The sequence below is a fragment of the Pseudomonas sp. NPDC008258 genome (assembly GCF_042956345.1).
Taxonomy (GTDB): Bacteria; Pseudomonadota; Gammaproteobacteria; order Pseudomonadales; family Pseudomonadaceae; genus Aquipseudomonas.
On record NZ_JBIBGE010000006.1, the window covers coordinates 21616 to 36817 of the forward strand.

At 63.3% G+C, this 15202-nt stretch carries 15 protein-coding genes; 6 read left to right on the forward strand and 9 right to left on the reverse strand.

The window, feature by feature from the left end:
* Complete coding sequence (locus tag ACFY9W_RS06330; RefSeq protein ID WP_391127269.1) at nucleotides 1-606, reverse strand: CDP-alcohol phosphatidyltransferase family protein; 606 nt, start codon at nucleotides 604-606, stop codon at nucleotides 1-3.
* A 258-nt stretch (nucleotides 607-864) separates the two neighbouring features.
* Complete coding sequence (locus tag ACFY9W_RS06335; RefSeq protein ID WP_391127272.1) at nucleotides 865-1767, reverse strand: LysR substrate-binding domain-containing protein; 903 nt, start codon at nucleotides 1765-1767, stop codon at nucleotides 865-867.
* A gap of 77 nt (nucleotides 1768-1844) precedes the next feature.
* Between ACFY9W_RS06335 and ACFY9W_RS06340 the strand changes: the two genes are divergently transcribed.
* Nucleotides 1845-2609 carry a TSUP family transporter gene (locus ACFY9W_RS06340; protein WP_391127275.1) on the forward strand — a complete coding sequence of 255 codons (765 nt, stop codon included), beginning with the start codon at nucleotides 1845-1847 and terminating at the stop codon, nucleotides 2607-2609.
* Here the strand turns inward: ACFY9W_RS06340 and ACFY9W_RS06345 are convergent.
* Nucleotides 2599-2913: an antibiotic biosynthesis monooxygenase gene (locus ACFY9W_RS06345; protein ID WP_391127278.1), complete on the reverse strand. Its 315-nt coding sequence runs from the start codon at nucleotides 2911-2913 to the stop codon at nucleotides 2599-2601. The two genes, ACFY9W_RS06340 and ACFY9W_RS06345, sit on opposite strands and share 11 nt — an antisense overlap.
* A 163-nt stretch (nucleotides 2914-3076) precedes the next feature.
* Between ACFY9W_RS06345 and ACFY9W_RS06350 the strand changes: the two genes are divergently transcribed.
* From ACFY9W_RS06350 to ggt, 3 genes are all read left to right on the forward strand, one after another.
* The gene (locus ACFY9W_RS06350; protein ID WP_391127281.1) at nucleotides 3077-3667 is read left to right on the forward strand and encodes an NAD(P)H-dependent oxidoreductase; all 591 of its coding nucleotides are present in this window, start codon (nucleotides 3077-3079) and stop codon (nucleotides 3665-3667) included.
* 183 nt (nucleotides 3668-3850) lie between these two features.
* Nucleotides 3851-4747 (forward strand): LysR substrate-binding domain-containing protein, encoded by an 897-nt coding sequence (locus ACFY9W_RS06355; protein ID WP_391127284.1) that lies wholly within the window; start codon nucleotides 3851-3853, stop codon nucleotides 4745-4747.
* A gap of 117 nt (nucleotides 4748-4864) precedes the next feature.
* Nucleotides 4865-6532, forward strand: a complete 1668-nt coding sequence (ggt, locus tag ACFY9W_RS06360) for a gamma-glutamyltransferase (protein ID WP_391127287.1) — start codon at nucleotides 4865-4867, stop codon at nucleotides 6530-6532.
* A 134-nt stretch (nucleotides 6533-6666) separates the two neighbouring features.
* Here the strand turns inward: ggt and ACFY9W_RS06365 are convergent, their stop codons facing one another.
* Both ACFY9W_RS06365 and ACFY9W_RS06370 read right to left on the reverse strand, forming a co-directional pair.
* A complete protein-coding gene (locus tag ACFY9W_RS06365) occupies nucleotides 6667-8586 on the reverse strand; it encodes a methyl-accepting chemotaxis protein (protein WP_391127290.1) in 1920 nt (639 codons plus the stop codon).
* Between the two features lie 272 nt (nucleotides 8587-8858).
* Nucleotides 8859-9752, reverse strand: a complete 894-nt coding sequence (locus tag ACFY9W_RS06370; protein ID WP_391127293.1) for a neutral zinc metallopeptidase — start codon at nucleotides 9750-9752, stop codon at nucleotides 8859-8861.
* 200 nt (nucleotides 9753-9952) lie between these two features.
* Between ACFY9W_RS06370 and pcaH the strand changes: the two genes are divergently transcribed.
* Both pcaH and pcaG read left to right on the forward strand, forming a co-directional pair.
* A complete protein-coding gene (gene pcaH, locus ACFY9W_RS06375; protein WP_016489110.1) occupies nucleotides 9953-10672 on the forward strand; it encodes a protocatechuate 3,4-dioxygenase subunit beta in 720 nt (239 codons plus the stop codon).
* A gap of 10 nt (nucleotides 10673-10682) precedes the next feature.
* Nucleotides 10683-11288, forward strand: a complete 606-nt coding sequence (gene pcaG, locus ACFY9W_RS06380) for a protocatechuate 3,4-dioxygenase subunit alpha (RefSeq protein ID WP_012274187.1) — start codon at nucleotides 10683-10685, stop codon at nucleotides 11286-11288.
* Between the two features lie 32 nt (nucleotides 11289-11320).
* Here pcaG and ACFY9W_RS06385 read toward each other — a convergent pair whose 3' ends face one another.
* The 4 genes from ACFY9W_RS06385 to ACFY9W_RS06400 all read right to left on the reverse strand — a co-directional run bounded on the left by ACFY9W_RS06385 (nucleotide 11321) and on the right by ACFY9W_RS06400 (nucleotide 15200).
* Nucleotides 11321-11755 (reverse strand): cupin domain-containing protein, encoded by a 435-nt coding sequence (locus tag ACFY9W_RS06385; RefSeq protein ID WP_391127296.1) that lies wholly within the window; start codon nucleotides 11753-11755, stop codon nucleotides 11321-11323.
* Between the two features lie 103 nt (nucleotides 11756-11858).
* Nucleotides 11859-12764, reverse strand: coding sequence for a LysR substrate-binding domain-containing protein (locus ACFY9W_RS06390; protein ID WP_391127300.1), 906 nt, complete (start codon nucleotides 12762-12764; stop codon nucleotides 11859-11861).
* Nucleotides 12765-12822: 58 nt separating this feature from the next.
* Nucleotides 12823-13908, reverse strand: coding sequence for a tRNA (uridine(54)-C5)-methyltransferase TrmA (gene trmA / locus ACFY9W_RS06395; protein WP_391127303.1), 1086 nt, complete (start codon nucleotides 13906-13908; stop codon nucleotides 12823-12825).
* The gene (locus tag ACFY9W_RS06400) at nucleotides 13905-15200 is read right to left on the reverse strand and encodes an NCS2 family permease (RefSeq protein ID WP_012274185.1); all 1296 of its coding nucleotides are present in this window, start codon (nucleotides 15198-15200) and stop codon (nucleotides 13905-13907) included. Before ACFY9W_RS06400 ends, trmA begins: the two co-directional genes overlap by 4 nt.
* Nucleotides 15201-15202: the final 2 nt, after the last annotated feature.

A 15202-nucleotide genomic window follows, 5' to 3' on the forward strand; every position in this document is an offset into this window, starting at 1 on the left:
TCAGCGGGTTTCGGCCAGCCCCTGGCGAACCCGGTTGTAGAGGGTATAGAGCGAGAGCGCGAGGATGACCAGCAGCAGGCCATTGAACCAGCTGCCGTTCAGCAGGCCAAAGGCGACACCGGTGCCCAGCACGCCGAAGGCAAAGGCGCGGTCGCTTTTACCCATGGGGCCGTCGTAGCGCCGCGAGGCGCCTGCCAGCGGGCCCATGACACCGGCGTATTCGCTGAAGGTGGCGCACAGCACCACCAGCACTACCAGCGTAGGTGACACCCCGGGCAACAAAGCGAAGGGCAGGTACAGGGCTGCATCGGCAATCACGTCGCAGAGCTCGTTGAGGTAGGCACCAAGGGTGGATTGCTGGCCGAACTCCCGGGCCAGCATGCCATCAACCGCGTTCAGCGCCATGCGCAGCAGCATCCATACCGGCACCAGGATGAACAGCCAGGTGATGTGCGCCAGGGCGGCCAGCAGCAGGCCCAGCAGGACCGATACCACGGCGGCGGCGACGGTGACCTGGTTGGCGGTGACGCCTCGGTCGTAAAGGCGTTGCACGGCCGGGCGCAACAAGGCCTGGAAGCGTGGTTTCAGCTGGTAGATCGATGCCACTGGAAAGTCCTTTTAGTGGGGCGTCATGGCGCCATTGTGTGTGAGCCTTCTTCGCGGGTAAACCCACTCCCACAGGTATAGCGTCAACGCGCAAGTCTCCCAGCCCTTCAGGCTGCGCTGTCGTGCATAGCACTGATGCTGGGCACACCGCATACCCTGTGGGAGCGGGCGTGCCCGCGAAAAATCCAACGCGGTGTATGGCACCGGCTGCGCCGGTGTTCGCGGGCGCGCCCGCTCCCACAGGGATCGCGCCAGCTTTTAGTAATTGAGCAAGACAGTTGCTCCCACCAGCCGATCAACCAACCCCGACGCATACCCTGGCAACGCCGCAAAGTCCCGCGCGCACACCAGCAACCGGCGGTTGGCCCAGGGTTCCGCCAGGGCTACCCAGTGCAGGGGCAACAGCCCTTGCCAACGCTTCACCGCTGCCAGTGGCACCACCCCGACCCCAGCCCCGCCTGCAACCATGCGGATCACCCCATCAAACCCTTCGGCCCGCACTCTCACCTGCATGCGCCGCCCCTCCCGCAGTGCCTGTTCCTCCAGGTACAACGCCAATGCACTGCCTGCTCCAAGCCCGACATGACCATGCGCCAGGCTGTCGATGAAGCTGGGGGCAACCTGGCTGGCCAGCGGATGGCCTGGCGGCGTTACCAGCACCAGTGGGTCGTCACGAAACGGCCGGGTTTGCAGGTGCTGGAAAGGCGCGGCGGTTGAAACAATGCCAAGGTCTGCCATGCCTTGAGTAATCGCCTGCACGATGCGCAGGCTCGGCAGTTCCTGTATGTCCACGCTGATTCCGGGGTTGTCAGCCAGGTAACCGGCCACAAGTTCAGGCAGGTACTCCGTGAGTGCTGCGGTGTTGCACAGCAGGCGTACTTGGCCTTGCTGCCCCTGAGCGTACTGGCCCAGGTCGAATTGCAGGCGTTCGACCTGCTGGGCAATCAGGCGGGCATGCTGCAACAGCGCCTGGCCGGCCGGGGTCGGCTGAACACCACGGCGGTTACGCTCCAGTAAAGGGATGCCCAGCGACGCTTCCATGGCCCGGATGCGCGCACTGGCTGCCGGCAGCGACAGGTGGCTGCGGCTGGCACCGGCGGTGATGTTGCCGCACTCCAGGGTGTGCTGGAAAAGTTTGAGGTCGATCAGGTCGAAATGCATGTGCCTCTGGCTTTGCAAGAGTCTGGCTAATGGTATGGCAGATTTTCAGCTTGCCCGCCACGGGCCATTATCGGCCCATGAATACCTTGCTCGCTTTTTACCACAACATTGGCCCGGCGCTTACGCTGCTGGTGGTGCTGACCTTCCTGCTGGCCGGCGCAGTGAAAGGCGTGATCGGCCTGGGGCTGCCCACCATCGCAATGGGCCTGCTTGGCCTGGCTATGCCTCCGGCGCAGGCTGCTGCACTGCTGATCGTGCCGTCGACCCTTACCAACCTTTGGCAGTTGGCCAGCGGCGGGCACCTTCGCGCATTGCTGGTACGGCTGGGCCCGATGCTGGCGCTGATCTTCATTGGTACCTTGCTGGGCAGTGCCTGGCTGGGCATCAACAGTGGGCCATGGGCCGTGCATGCGTTGGGTGCGGCCTTGCTGGCGTACGCGGTGTACGGGCTGGTTGGGCCGGGCTTGCACCTGGCGACGGGGCACGAGCGTTGGCTGGGGCCTGTCTGCGGGCTGGTGACGGGGGTAATCACGGCGGCAACCGGGGTGTTCGTGATACCTGCGGTGCCCTACTTGCAGAGCCTGGGCCTGAGCCGCGAGCAGATGATCCAGGCCTTGGGCCTGTCGTTCACGGTTTCGACCCTGGCACTGGCTGTTGGCCTGGCCGGGCAGGATGCCCTCGGTGGCCAGGCCTTGGGTGCTTCGTTGCTGATGCTGGCGCCAGCCTTGCTTGGCATGCTGGCCGGGCAGTGGTTGCGTCAGCGCATCAGCGCGTTGCTGTTCAAGCGTTGTTTCTTCATCGGCCTGGCCGCACTGGGCGGCCACTTGCTGATCAACGGTTAGCGCTTGATGCGCTCAGCATGTCGACCCGCTGGATATCGAAATCGCGCTCCAGGTAGTCCATGCGCTTTTCGAAGAAGGCGGCCATGTGCGGCAGGGCCGAGTGCACATCCAGCGCGGCCTGGTCGGCCCACACTTCGAAGAACACGAACAGGCTCGGGTCCTGCTGGTCGCGCAGCATGTGGTACTCGATGCAACCTGGCTCCTGGCGGCTTGGCTCGACATAAGGGCGGAACAGGTTTTCGAACGCATCGGCCATTTCCGGGCGGGTCTTGGCTTTGAGGATGAAGGCGAACTGCTCACTCATGGGGCGCTACTCGGTGATGGGAGGTGAACCGATTCTACGGCAATAATGTGATGCTGATTCGTGACTTCTGGTCAATTGTATTTTGCCCGGCCACTGCTGTATCCCACCCCTGCGAGCCTCTAACCTGCCGACATCAAATTTTGACTCGGCCGGGGAGGCCAGCATGAAAAAGATTCTTCTGCTTAATGGTGGTAAACAGTTCGCTCACTCCGACGGCCGCCTCAACACGACCTTGCACGAAGCGGCCATCGCCCACCTGGACCGCGCCGGTTTCGATGTGCAGCAGACGTTCATCGACGGTGGCTACGACGTGCAGGCCGAGGTAGCGAAGTTTCTCTGGGCCGATGTGATCATCTACCAGATGCCGGGCTGGTGGATGGGCGCGCCCTGGACCGTGAAAAAGTACATCGACGATGTCTTTACCGCTGGCCATGGCAGCCTCTACGCCAACGATGGCCGCACCCGTTCGGACCACACGCAGAAGTACGGCAGCGGTGGCCTGGTGCACGGTAAGCAGTACATGCTGTCGCTGACCTGGAACGCGCCGCAGCAGGCCTTCGATGACCCGAGCGACTTCTTCGAGGGCAAGGGCGTGGATGCGGTCTACTTCCCGTTCCACAAGGCCAACCAGTTCCTCGGCATGACCGGGCTGCCGACTTTCCTGGCAACGGATGTGATGAAGCGCCCGGATGTACCGGCGGCGTTGGCAGCGTATGAAGCACATCTGGACAAGGTGTTCGGCAAGGCAGGGTAACAGGTTGCCTGCGCTGGCCTCTTCGCGGGCAAGCCCGCTCCCACAGGTATTACACAGCTTTCAAGGGCGGTGCAGTACCTGTGGGAGCGGGCGTGCCCGCGAAAGGGCCGGTACAAGCACAGCCGGACCTGGCCTGGACATGCGACTATCCAATCCTTGCACAGACCCATCACAGGCCCGAATGTGAAAACCCGATCCGAAGAACTCCAGGTATTCGTCGCCGTCATCGATTGCGGCTCGATCTCTGCCGCCGCCGAGCAGATGGGCCAGACCCCGTCCGCCGTCAGCCGCACCTTGTCGCGCCTGGAGGCCAAGCTGGGCACCACGTTGGTCAACCGCACCACCCGGCGCATGGACCTGACCGAAGAGGGCCGTTTCTTCCTCGAACGCTCGCGGCTGATCCTGGAGCAGATGGACGAGATGGAAGAGCGCCTGTCGATGAACCGGCAGACCCCCACCGGGCGCCTGCGCATCAATGCGGCCGCGCCGTTCATGCTGCATGCCATCCTGCCGTGGATCGGCGAGTTCCGCCGCCAGTACCCGGGCATCGAGCTGGAGCTGAACACCGATGACCTGATCATCGACCTGCTGGAGCAGAGCACCGATGTGGCCATCCGCATCGGCGAACTGGCTGACTCCAGCCTGCACGCACGCAACCTGGGTTGCAGCCCGGTGCAGGTGCTGGCCAGCCCGGCGTACCTTGAGCAGCACGGCACGCCGCAGCGGGTCGAAGACCTGGCCAACCACTGCCTGCTCGGTTTCAGCCAGCCCGAGTCGCTCAACCACTGGCCGCTGCGCCACGCCGAGGGGGACCGCTACATCATTCGCCCGGCGCTGATTGCTTCCAGCGGCGAGACCCTGCGCCAGTTGGCGCTGGCCGGCGAGGGCATCGTCAGCCTGTCGCACTTCATGACCCACGAAGACATCCGCGCCGGGCGCTTGCAGGTAGTGCTGAGCGAGGCCAACAACGGCTACCGCCAGCCGATTCACGCGGTGTACTACCGCAACACCCAGCTGGCGCTGCGTATCCAGTGCTTTCTTGATTTCATCCAGCAGAAGCTGACCATGTACGCCTGCTGAGTTGCCTGATCGCGACAGGTCCTGTCCACAGGCGGCGAAACTTCCTACGTGTGATTGCACAGTCGAAACGCTTCGGCCTTACTGACTGCTCAACAAAAACAACACCAAGGAAGTGTCATGCGTATTGTCCCGTTCCAGTACCTGGCTCTCGCAGCCGCGATCCTGAGCTGTTCCTCGGTTCATGCCGCCACGCTGGAGGGCGGCGCGGTGGCTGCACCCGATCAATATGGTGCACAGGTAGCCGCCGATATCCTGAAAAAGGGCGGCAACGCGGTAGACGCCGCAGTGGCGACTGCCTTCACCCTCGCGGTGACCTACCCTGAGGCCGGGAACATCGGCGGTGGCGGGTTCATGACCCTGTTCGTCGACGGCAAGCCTTACTTCCTCGACTACCGTGAAGTCGCGCCCAAGGCCGCGACGCGCAACATGTACCTCGACGACAAGGGCGAGGTCATCGAGAACCTCAGCCTGGTCGGCGTACGCGCCGCAGGTGTACCCGGCACGGTGATGGGCTTGTGGGAGGCACACAAGAAGTTCGGCAAGCTGCCCTGGAGCGAGCTGCTGACCCCGGCCATCGGCTATGCGAAAAACGGCTTCAAGGTGGCGGAGAAACAGTACCAGTACCGCAACGATGCCCAAGGCATGTTCAAGACGGCGACCAATTTCAACGACTACTTCGGCAACATGAAAGTCGGTGAGTTGTTCAAGCAGCCAGAAATGGCCCAGACCCTGGAGCGCATCGCCGACAAGGGCGTGAGCGAGTTCTACCAAGGCAAGACCGCCGACCTGCTGGTGGCGCAGATGCAGGCCGACAAGGGCCTGATCACCAAAGCAGACCTGAAGGATTACAAGGCCGTATGGCGTGAGCCGATGGCCGTAAGCTGGCGCGGCAACGTGGTCTACACCGCACCACCGCCAAGCTCTGGCGGCGTCGCCCTTGCCCAGTTGCTGGGCATCAAGGAAGACCGCGCGGCAGACTTCAAGGGGGTGGCGCACAACTCGGCGCAGTACATTCACCTGTTGGCCGAGATCGAGAAGCGCGTGTTTGCTGACCGCGCCGATTACCTCGGTGACCCTGCGTTCACCAAAGTGCCTGTGGATAAACTGGTGGCCAAGGATTACCTGGCCAAGCGTGCCGCGCAGGTCAACCCGAAGGCCATTTCCGACACCGACAAGGTCAAGCCGGGCCTTGAACCGCACCAGACCACGCACTTCTCCATCGTCGACAAGCAGGGCAACGCGGTCAGCAACACCTACACCCTCAACCTCGACTACGGCAGTGGTGTGGTGGTGAAGGGCGCCGGGTTCCTGCTCAATGACGAGATGGACGACTTCAGCGCCAAGCCGGGGGCGGCAAACGCCTTTGGTGTAGTGGGTGGCGATGCCAACGCCATCGAACCGGGCAAACGCATGTTGTCGTCGATGAGCCCGAGCCTGATGACCCGCGATGGCAAGGTGGCGCTGGTGATCGGTACACCGGGTGGCTCGCGGATCTTTACCTCGATCTTCCAGGTGATGAACAACCTGTACGACTACGGCATGCCGCTGGACAAGGCGGTAGCGGCGCAGCGGGTGCACCATCAGTTGCTGCCCAAGGACACCATCTACTTTGACGCCTATGCGCCGTTGACCGGGCCGGAGGCCGACAAGTTGAAGAAGATGGGTTATGTGCTGGAAGACCAAGGCTGGGAGATGGGCGATATCCAGGCGATCCGGGTGGATGGGGCGAAGCTGGAAACCGCCTCTGATCCGCGTGGGCGTGGGGTGGGGATGATCGTCAAATAAGCGGTCGCCTGTGCCGGCCTCATCGCCGGCAAGCCAGCTCCCACAGGTACGGCGCTGTTTTCAAATACTGCACCGTTCCTGTGGGAGCCTGGCTTGCCGGCGATGGGCCGCAAAGCGGCCCCAGGTTCTCAAGGTCAGACGCGGAACTGACTGACCAATGTTTGCAACTGCCCACCAAGGCGCGCCAGTTCAACACTGGACGCCGCGGTCTCATCACTGGCCGCCGCTGTCTGTTCCGACACATCACGCACATTCAGGATACTGCGGCTGATTTCTTCAGCCACGGCACTCTGCTGCTCGGCCGCCGCAGCAATCTGCTGGTTCATCGACTGGATGCTCGACACCGTGCTGGTGATGCTCTCCAGCGACGCCCCGGCCTTGCGCGCCAGATCGACACTGCTGTCGGTCAGGGTGCGGCTGCCCTGCATGGCGTTCGCCACTTGCTGGGTGCCGTGCTGCAGGCTGGCAATCAGCTCTTCGATCTCTTCGGTGGACTTCTGCGTACGCTGGGCCAGGCCGCGCACCTCGTCGGCGACCACGGCAAAACCACGCCCGGCCTCGCCGGCACGGGCTGCCTCGATTGCCGCGTTCAGCGCCAGCAGGTTGGTTTGTTCGGCCACCGACTTGATCACATCCATCACGCTGCCGATCTTCTGGCTTTCCTGCTGCAGCAGGTTCATGGCTTCGGTGGAGCGGTGCATGTCTTCGGCCAGGCGCTCAATCTGGCCAATTGCCTCGCCGACCACGCGGTCGCCGGCACGGGCTTCGTCGTCGGCACCGGTGGCGGCATGCGAGGCCTGCTCGGCATTGCGTGCCACTTCCTGAACGGTGGCGGCCATTTCGTGCATGGCGGTGGCCACCTGGTCGGTCTCGACCTTCTGGCTGTTGGCGCCCGCGCTGGTCTGTTCGGTGACTGCAGACAGCTCTTCGGCGGCGCTGGCGATCTGGGTGACGCCATCACGGATGCCGGTGATCAGCTCGCGCAGGGTGGTGCCCATGCGGGCAATGCCTTGCTGCAGCACGCCCAGTTCGTCGCGGCGGGTGACGCGCAGGTGCTGGGTCAGGTCGCCGCTGGCGATCTTTTCCACCGCTGCCAGGGTTTCACGCAGTGGCCCGGTGATCTGGCGGGTAATCAGCACCGCTGCCAGTACGCCAACCAGCAATGCCAACAGGGTGGCGATGGCCTGCAGGCTGCGGGCCTGGGTGCTTTCGATGTCGCGGCGTTGCAGCTGGATCTGGTACAGCGCATCGCTGCGCTTGACGATGTCGGCGCCCTGCACGGTCATTTCGGCGCGTGAGGTGGTGATGTCGGCGACTGCGTCGCGGAACTGGCGTACGGCGTCGCGGTAGGCCAGCACCGAGCGCTCGAACTGTTGCAGGCGGGCGTCTTCGGCGGGCAGCTGGCGCTTGAGGTTGTCGATGTCGGCCAGCGCCGCGTCCAGCTGGCGCAGGGCGGCCTGTTCGTTGGCGGCGGTGTTGTCGGCAATGTAGCCGCGCACGTCGATGCGCACCTGCAACAGTTGCTGGCGAGCCTTGCTGATCAGCTGGTACTGGGCCAGGCGTACGCTGTCGGCCTCGGGGCGTGCCATGACTTCCTGGCTAAGCACGTCCATGGCCTGGTCGGCGCGGGTGGCCGAGCTGTCCATTGCCGCACGTGCACTGCGGGTGGCGTCGTAGCCTTGGCGCATCTTGTTCAGCGACAGCTTGTAGGCGCTGATGGTCTCGCCCAGCTCATTCAACAGCTTGATGTTCTCCGGGCTCTTGAAGGTGCTGGCCAGGTAGGTTTGCTGCTTGCTGAAGGCGTCCAGCTTCGCCTGGGTGTTGGCGGCAGCGGTATCATCGCCGTTGGCGATCATGTACTGCAGGCGCGCAATACGCAGGTCGGTGAGGTCCTTGTTCAGCTGGCCGATGTCGCCCATCCAGTTGCTGCGGTCGATCAGGCTGCCCAGGCTGGTCCAGCCGGTGAGGGCCAGCAGGCCGGTAAGGACCAGCACCAGGCCGAAGCCCAGGCCGAGTTTGAGGTTGACGCTGATGTTGGCGAACCAGCTGTTCATGCACGCTCTCCAGAAGTAGTTTTCGCTCGCTTGATCTTCGATCGCCAGGCGTTGTTGTTCTGGATGCCCGCTGACTCGTGCAGGGGTTATCGGCAATGATGGGGGAAGCTGAAACGCTTTTTCAGCAGATTTGTAACTGGATTATTGGGGCTGCTTTGCAGCCCTTCGCGGGCACGCCCGCTCCCACAGGTTGATCGTTGCCCTTGAAGTCAGCGCAGTCTCTGTGGGAGCGGGCGTGCCCGCGAAGGGCCGCAAGGCGGCCCCAATTTGTATCAAAGGTTACGCGCACTGAAGGTATCGCAGCTGTTGACCTCGCCCTGGGCAAACCCGGCCTTGAACCAGCGCACCCGCTGCGCCGAAGTGCCATGGGTGAACGAGTCCGGCACCACGCGCCCGCGACCTTGCTGCTGCAACCGGTCATCACCAATGGCATTGGCCGCATTCAGCGCTTCCTCGACGTCACCCGGCTCCAGCCAGTTCAGGCGCTTCTGCGCCTGGTAGGCCCACACGCCCGCCAGGCAGTCGGCTTGCAGTTCCTGGCGCACCAGCAGGCCGTTGTCGCCTTCCATGCGTTGGCCATTGCGGCGTGCTGCATCCACCTTGGCCGAAACGCCCAGCAGGGTTTGCACGTGATGGCCGATTTCGTGAGCGATCACGTAGGCCTGGGCGAAGTCGCCAGCCGCGGCAAAGCGGGTTTCCATTTCGCGGAAGAACGACATATCCAGGTAAACCCGCTGGTCCGCCGGGCAATAGAACGGCCCCACTGCCGCAGAGGCAAAGCCACAGGCCGAGTTGACCTGGCCACTGAACAGCACCAGCTTGGGGTCGCGGTATTGTTTGCCAGCTTCGGCGAACAGGGCTTTCCAGGTGTCTTCGGTGTCGCCCAGGATCGAGGCGACAAACTCGGCCTGTTGGTCATTGGCCGGTGGCGCCTTGCCACCCGCACCACTGGGCGCCGTTTGCTGTTGCTGCTGCTCCATCTGGCCGGTGAGCTGGCCAAGAATCTGCAACGGGTCCTGCCCGGTGAGCCAGCCGATGCCGACGATCAGCAGGATCGCCCCAAGCCCCAGCCCCTTGCCGCCGCCAAAACGCATGCCGCCGCCGCCGCCACCTTCGCCTCGGGCATCGACCACGTTGTCGCTGCGTCGGCCTTTTCGCCATTCCATGAGTGCTCTCCCGAGCGTGAAACAAGAAGACAAAGATTAGTTCACGACAGCGACAGGTGTGAGGCCAAGGTGTTAATCCATAACCAAATGGTTATGTTTAAGGTGCCTGATTTCAATATTCATCGCGCGCGACTTGCCTGAAACTGCAAGTCCGCCTGCCACGCCCAGGCGTTCACATAATTCCAAGAGAGGAAACCGGCATGCCCGCACAGGACAACAGCCGCTTCGTGATCCGTGATCGCAACTGGCACCCCAAAGCCCTTACGCCTGACTACAAAACGTCCATTGCCCGCTCGCCGCGCCAGGCACTGGTCAGCATTCCACAGTCGATCAGCGAGACCACTGGTCCGAACTTTTCCCACCTGGGCTTCGGTGCCCATGACCATGACCTGCTGCTGAACTTCAACAATGGTGGCCTGCCGATCGGCGAGCGCATCATCGTTGCCGGCCGCGTCGTCGACCAGTACGGCAAGCCTGTGCCGAACACCCTGGTGGAGATGTGGCAAGCCAACGCTGGCGGCCGCTACCGCCACAAGAACGACCGCTACCTGGCACCGTTGGACCCTAACTTCGGTGGTGTCGGCCGCTGCCTGACCGACAGTGACGGCTACTACAGCTTCCGCACCATCAAGCCGGGCCCGTACCCATGGCGCAACGGCCCGAACGACTGGCGCCCGGCGCACATCCACTTCGGCATCAGCGGCCCGTCGATCGCCACCAAGCTGATCACCCAGCTGTACTTCGAAGGTGACCCGCTGATCCCGATGTGCCCGATCGTCAAGTCGATCGCCAACCCGGAAGCTGTACAGCAGTTGATCGCCAAGCTCGACATGAGCAACGCCAACCCGATGGACTGCCTGGCCTACCGCTTCGACATCGTGCTGCGCGGCCAGCGCAAGACCCACTTCGAAAACTGCTGAGGACACCGCCATGCCAATCGAACTGCTGCCGGAAACCCCTTCGCAGACAGCCGGCCCCTACGTGCACATCGGCCTGGCCCTGGAAGCGGCCGGCAACCCGACCCGAGACCAGGAAATCTGGAACCGCCTGGCCAAGCCTGACGCGCCGGGCGAGCACATTCTGCTGATCGGCCAGGTGTATGACGGTAACGGCCACCTGGTGCGCGACTCGTTCCTGGAAGTGTGGCAGGCCGACGCCAATGGCGAGTACCAGGATGCCTACAACCTGGAAAACGCCTTCAACAGCTTTGGCCGTACCGCTACCACTTTCGATGCCGGTGAGTGGACACTGCACACGGTCAAGCCGGGTGTGGTGAACAACGCCGCGGGCGTGCCGATGGCGCCGCACATCAACATCAGCCTGTTTGCCCGTGGTATCAACATCCACCTGCACACACGCCTGTACTTCGATGACGAGGCCCAGGCCAACGCCAAGTGCCCGGTGCTCAACCTGATCGAGCAGCCGCAGCGGCGTGAAACGCTGATTGCCAAGCGTTGCGAGGTGGACGGGAAGACGGCGTATCGTTTCGATATCCGCATTCAGGGTGAAGGCGAGACGGTGTTCTTCGACTTCTGAATGGGCCGGGGCTGCCAGGCAGCCCCCGTCTTTCAGCTTTTGACCGGCTTCAGGTCAAAGGCGCCAGGCTGATACTGGAACAGCAGGCAATCGGCAGCCGCCGTGCAACCGCTTTCGTGCACCAGGTCGGCTGGCAGCTTGTAGTAGCCACCGGCCGGGTATTCGACACGCTTGCCGTTGATCACTGCGTAGAAGGTTCCGCTCAAAACCACTGTAGGCAGCGTCTGGCTGTGCTGGTGCAGGCCGTTGTCAGTGCCTTTCCTGAATTTCACATACGCGGAGTACGGGCCGTTGCCGAAGATATCGCCTTCGACATTGGCGTAGCTGACGGCGCCATGGGTGTTGGGCACGTCCTGCCATTTCAGGGCGGCGCTATCGGCAACCGAAACGGTTTTTTCCGTGGCTTGGGCGCCGACTGCCAGGGTGGCGACGATGACGGCTGCAATGGCCGCGGGCAATGATTTCATGATGAAGCTCCTGCGCTGGATGAGGGTGCAGCGCAGATTAATCAATCACTCAGCACACAAATACGGCCTAACTGACGCATAACTTGTGCAGAAACAGCACAAATTATGCCGGCCACCTGTCTTGCGCATAGTAAGCCTGAACGTAGTCCAGCAACGCTCGTACCTTGGGTGCCAGGTAGCGGCTCTGCGGGTAAACGGCGTACAGGGTTCGCGCCGGTAGCCGCCATTCGCCCAAAACGGGTAACAGGCGCCCGTCACGCAGGGCGTCCTGCACGATGAAGCGGTCGAAGCTGGCGATGCCCAGCGCACCGATCGCGGCGGCACGCAACGCCATGGGCGAGTTGGCGCTCAAGCGCCGGGGCATGAGGATTTCCTGTCGTTCATCCGCGTCGTTGACCATTTGCAAGCGCTGGGGGTGGGGCAATTGGCTGTAACCGAGCAGAGGGTGACGGGCCAGGTCGGCGGGCGAGATGGGCGTGCCGTGGCGTTCCAGGTAGCGTGGTGCGGCCACCAGCAGTACTTCGCTGGTGGCCAGCCTCCGCGCCACCAGGCTTGAATCAGGCAGATGGCGGGTGACCCGCAGGCAGACATCCACCTGTTCCTCCAGCAGGTCGACGAAGCGGTCGCTGCAGTTCAGTTCGATCTGTAGCTGAGCATGGCGCTCGACGAAGTCCGGTAGCCAGCGGCCCAGTTCCAGCTCACCGAAGGCAGTGGACACGCCCAGGCGCAAGGTGCCGGTGGGTTGTTGCTGATGTTCCGACAGCTCCAGGGTCATTGCCTGCATCTGTTCGAGGATCTGCACGCAGTGACGGTAGAACAGTGCCCCGGCTTCGGTCAGGTGCAGGCGGCGAGTGGTACGGGCAAGCAGTTGTGTGCCGAGGTGGCGTTCAAGGTGCTTTACCTGGCGTGACAGCACGGTATGGGACAGGCCTGCCTGGCTGGCGGCGGCGCTGAAGCTGCCAAGTTCGACGACCCGGCGGAAGGTTTGCATGGCGCTCAACTGGTCCATCGGCACAACTCTCCTGGCAGCGTGCGGCAAGGCCCGTGAGGCCCTGCCGCGGCGCGGATCAGCGCCGAACCAGCAGCACCCCGCTTTCCATATGGTGGGTGTAGGGGAACTGGTCAAACAGCGCGCAACGTTCGATACGGTGGGTATCTTGCAGCTGGGCGATGTTCTGGGCCAGGGTCTCAGGGTTGCAAGAGATGTACAGAATCCGCTCGAAGCGCCGGGTCAGCTCGCAGGTATCCGGGTCCATCCCCGCGCGCGGCGGGTCGACGAACACCGTGCCGAAGTCGTAGCTTTTCAGGTCGATGCCTTCCAGGCGACGGAACGGCCGCACCTCATTCAGCGCCTGGGTCAGCTCTTCCGCCGACAAGCGCACCAAACGCACGTTATCCACAGCGTTCTCGTCGAGGTTGCTCAGCGCGGCATTGACCGAGGTCTTGCTGATTTCGGTGGCCAGCACCTGGCGCACGCGGGTGGCCAGCGGCAGGGTGAAGTTGCCGTTGCCGCAGTACAGCTCCAGCAAATCATCCTCACGCTCGCCAATGGCTTCGAACGCCCAGCTCAGCATCTTCTGGTTCACTGCTCCGTTAGGCTGGGTGAACGCGCCTTCCGGCTGGCGATAGCTGAACACGCGGCCCGCCACGTCGAGCTTTTCCTGCGCATAGTCGCGGCCGATCACCAGGCGCTTGCCTTTGGAACGGCCAATCACGCTAACGCCCAGCGCTTCGGCCAGTTGCCGTGCGGCCACTTCCCAGGCCTCGTCCAACGGGCGGTGGTAGCACATGGTGATCATGGCATCGCCGGCCAGGGTGGTCAGGAACTCCACCTGGAACAGGCGGTTGCCCAGTTCCTCGCTGGCCTGCCAGGCCGCCTTCAGGCGCGGCATCAGCGCATTGATGCGCTGGCTGGCAATGGGGAAATCCTCAATCAGGATTGCCTTGTGCTTCTCGCCCGGGGCGAACATGGCGTAGTGGCGCTGGCCGCCCTCGCGCCACAGGCGGAACTCGGCGCGCAGGCGGTAGTGCTCGCGCGGCGAGTCGAAAACAGCCGGCTCCGGCGCGCCGAAGGGCGCCAGCAGCTCGCGCAGCCGCGCCACCTTGGCATCCAGCTGGGTGGCGTAGGAGGAGGGGTCGAAAGCAGCACTCATGCGTTGAACCAGCCCAGCTTGATGACGAACAGGATGGAAAGGATCACCAGGGCCGGGTTCAGGTCGCGGTGGCGGCCAGAGATCAGCTTGACGGCGGTCCAGGAAATGAAGCCGAAGGCGATGCCGTTGGCGATCGAGTAGGTCAGCGGCATGGCCAGGGCGGTCACTACCACCGGCGCGGCTTCGGTGACGTCGTCCCAGTTTATTTCTGCCAGGCCCGAAGCCATCAGCACAGCGACGAACAGCAGTGCCGGCGCGGTGGCGAACGCCGGCACGCTACCGGCCAGCGGGGCGAAGAACAGCGCCAGCAGGAACAATACGGCAACCACGATGGCGGTCAGGCCGGTGCGGCCACCAGCGCTCACGCCCGCTGCGGATTCGATGTAGCTGGTGGTGGTAGAAGTACCCAGCAGCGAACCGGCCATGGCGGCGGTACTGTCGGCGATCAGGGCGCGGCCCATCTTCGGCATGTGGCCGTCCTTGCCCATCAGGCCGGCGCGCTTGGCTACGCCGATCAGGGTGCCGGAGTTGTCGAACAGGTCGACGAACAGGAAGGCGAAGATCACGCTGACCAGGCCTACGTCCAGTGCGCCGGCAATGTCCAGTTGCAGGAAGGTCGGCGCCAGCGACGGCGGCATGGAAACGATGCCGCCGAACGGCGTCACGCCCATCACGATCGAGGCAATGGTCACCGCCAGGATGCCGATCAGCACGGCGCCGCGCACTTTCAGCGACTCCAGGCCCACGATCAGGAAGAAGCCCAGCGTGGCAAGGATGGGGGCTGGCTGCTTGAGGTCGCCCAGGCCCACCAGGGTAGCCGGGTTATCGACGACGATGCCGGCGTTGTGCAGGGCGATCAGCGCCAGGAACAGGCCGATACCCGCAGCAATCGCCGACCGCAGTGGCAGTGGAATGCTGTTCACGATCCATTCGCGGATGCGGAAGATCGACAGCAGGAAGAACATCACCGCCGACAGGAACACCGCACCCAGCGCCACTTGCCAGGTGTGGCCCATGTGCAGCACCACGGTGTAGGTGAAGAACGCGTTCAGGCCCATGCCCGGCGCCAGGGCGATCGGGTAGTTGGCGATCAGGCCCATGGTGGTGGAGCCGATGGCTGCCGCCAGGCAGGTGGCGACGAAGATCGCCCCCTTGTCCATGCCGGTCTCGCCGAGGATGCTCGGGTTGACGAACAGGATGTAGGCCATGGCCAGGAAGGTGGTGACGCCCGCGAGAATCTCGGTGCGCACATTGGTGTTGTGTGCTTTTAGTTGAAACAGCCTTTCCAGCATGC

Coding starts and splice junctions, on each gene's coding strand:
- trmA (WP_391127303.1), bottom strand. CDS start 13,908: ATGAGTGCTGCTTTCGACCCCTCCTCCTACGCCACCCAGCTGGATGCC.
- ACFY9W_RS06350 (WP_391127281.1), top strand. CDS start 3,077: ATGAAAAAGATTCTTCTGCTTAATGGTGGTAAACAGTTCGCTCACTCC.
- ACFY9W_RS06370 (WP_391127293.1), bottom strand. CDS start 9,752: ATGGAATGGCGAAAAGGCCGACGCAGCGACAACGTGGTCGATGCCCGA.
- ACFY9W_RS06345 (WP_391127278.1), bottom strand. CDS start 2,913: ATGAGTGAGCAGTTCGCCTTCATCCTCAAAGCCAAGACCCGCCCGGAA.
- ACFY9W_RS06390 (WP_391127300.1), bottom strand. CDS start 12,764: ATGGACCAGTTGAGCGCCATGCAAACCTTCCGCCGGGTCGTCGAACTT.
- ACFY9W_RS06400 (WP_012274185.1), bottom strand. CDS start 15,200: ATGCTGGAAAGGCTGTTTCAACTAAAAGCACACAACACCAATGTGCGC.
- ACFY9W_RS06335 (WP_391127272.1), bottom strand. CDS start 1,767: ATGCATTTCGACCTGATCGACCTCAAACTTTTCCAGCACACCCTGGAG.
- pcaG (WP_012274187.1), top strand. CDS start 10,683: ATGCCAATCGAACTGCTGCCGGAAACCCCTTCGCAGACAGCCGGCCCC.
- ACFY9W_RS06340 (WP_391127275.1), top strand. CDS start 1,845: ATGAATACCTTGCTCGCTTTTTACCACAACATTGGCCCGGCGCTTACG.
- ACFY9W_RS06385 (WP_391127296.1), bottom strand. CDS start 11,755: ATGAAATCATTGCCCGCGGCCATTGCAGCCGTCATCGTCGCCACCCTG.
- ACFY9W_RS06365 (WP_391127290.1), bottom strand. CDS start 8,586: ATGAACAGCTGGTTCGCCAACATCAGCGTCAACCTCAAACTCGGCCTG.
- ggt (WP_391127287.1), top strand. CDS start 4,865: ATGCGTATTGTCCCGTTCCAGTACCTGGCTCTCGCAGCCGCGATCCTG.
- pcaH (WP_016489110.1), top strand. CDS start 9,953: ATGCCCGCACAGGACAACAGCCGCTTCGTGATCCGTGATCGCAACTGG.